The organism is Paenarthrobacter sp. PH39-S1 (assembly GCF_030063245.1).
Taxonomy (GTDB): Bacteria; Actinomycetota; Actinomycetes; order Actinomycetales; family Micrococcaceae; genus Arthrobacter_M.
Window position 1 is genome coordinate 1 of the sequence record NZ_JASISR010000110.1, and the last position, 1025, is coordinate 1025.

At 58.1% G+C, this 1025-nt stretch carries 2 protein-coding genes; both read right to left on the reverse strand.

Features of this window, described 5'->3' with window-relative positions:
* The coding region (locus QMG52_RS21730; protein WP_283562478.1) for an IS3 family transposase at positions 1-666 on the reverse strand (666 nt) is incomplete at its 3' end.
* Positions 663-956, reverse strand: a complete 294-nt coding sequence (locus QMG52_RS21735; protein ID WP_283562479.1) for a transposase — start codon at positions 954-956, stop codon at positions 663-665. The genes QMG52_RS21730 and QMG52_RS21735, both read right to left, overlap by 4 nt.
* Between the last annotated feature and the right edge of the window lie 69 nt (positions 957-1025).

Here is a 1025-nt window from a genome sequence, read left to right on the forward strand (position 1 = left end):
CCCGGTCCGTCCGAGAGAGCGTATAATTTTGTTATTCACACAATATGTGGCGAATTCATTTGAAGTGTATTGCGTGCCGCGGTCTGAATGGAAGATTACCGGTGCCGGCGGTTGGCGGCGGGTGATGGCCATATCCAGGGCATCGGTGACCAGAGACGTGCGCATGTGGGTGTCCAGGGCCCAGCCGACCAGGGCGCGCGAATGCAGATCGATGACGGTGGCGAGGTAGGCCCACCCGTCCCAGGTCTTGATGTAGGTGATATCCCCGCACCAGGCCGTATTGGGCTCGGCGGCGGTGAAGTTGCGTTTGATCAGATCGGGTGCGTTGACCTTCTCCTCACCGGGAACGGTGGTGACCTTCCACGCTTTGGGATGACGGCCCTGCAGCCCGGCGACCCGCATCAGCCGGTGCACGCGTTTGGCGCTGATCCGCCACCCCTGAGCGGTTAATTCCGCCCAGGTCCGACGCACCCCGGGGTTGCCGTCAAGGTCCTTATGTGCGGCCTTGATGACCTCCAGCAAGGTCTCGTCCTGGACCTTCCGGACACTGGGGCCGCGGTTGCGCCAAGCGTAGTAGCCAGAGGTGGAGACGCCGAGCTCGGCGCACATGAACGAAACGTCGTACGTATTTGAATCAGCCCAGTCCGCAATAGCAGCGAAGATCACTGCTGGCCTTTCGCGAACCAGGTCGAAACTTTTTTTGCGAAGTCGAGCTGCATTTCAAGTTTAGCGTTTTCCGTGCGTAAACGCTGCAGCTCCATCCTCTCTGACTCGGTCAACGGTTTCTCAGTAGCCACAATCGAGTCCGGTTGAATCTTCTTCATCCACTTCCTAATAGTCGTTTCGCTAATAGCGAGTTTCTTGGCAACCTCGGGCACGGAATGCCCACCCTCAATAACCAACGCTACCGCGTCACGCTTATATTCATCAGTGAAGCTCCTGCGAGTGGAACCCATAAAAGTAGTCTCCTACAGTCGGGAACCCGGACCAACCCCCACCCCGTCCATCAAACCGGGTACGCTCCA

Coding starts and splice junctions, on each gene's coding strand:
- QMG52_RS21735 (WP_283562479.1), bottom strand. CDS start 956: ATGGGTTCCACTCGCAGGAGCTTCACTGATGAATATAAGCGTGACGCG.